Below are 428 nucleotides of genomic sequence, written 5' to 3' on the forward strand. Positions count from 1 at the left end.
TTGACGGCGCCGAATGGGCCGGCGCAGGAGCGGGTGATTCGTCAGGCGTTGGCCAGTGCCGGGTTGGCCCCGGCGGATGTGGACGTGGTGGAGGGCCATGGAACGGGAACCCGGTTGGGTGACCCGATCGAGGCCCAGGCCCTGCTAGCCACCTACGGTCGCGAGCGGCACAACGGCCCTCTACGGCTTGGCTCGGTGAAGTCGAACATCGGCCACACCTCGGCGGCGGCTGGTGTCGCCGGTGTGATCAAGATGGTGCTGGCGATGCGGCACGGCCGGATGCCGGCCACCTTGCACGTGGATGCGCCGTCGCCGCACGTGGACTGGGACAGCGGAGAGATCAGGCTGCTCACCGAAGCCGAGCAGTGGCAGAGCACCGGGAAGCGGTTGCGCCGTGCCGGGGTGTCGTCGTTCGGCGTCAGTGGCAC

The 428-nt window shown here is 69.4% G+C and carries 1 pseudogene; it reads left to right on the forward strand.

The features are described from left to right. Positions 1-428: pseudogene (locus ACLQ28_RS34520) on the forward strand (polyketide synthase); the annotation flags it as partial.

The organism is Micromonospora sp. DT201 (assembly GCF_049841575.1).
Taxonomy (GTDB): domain Bacteria; phylum Actinomycetota; class Actinomycetes; order Mycobacteriales; family Micromonosporaceae; genus Micromonospora.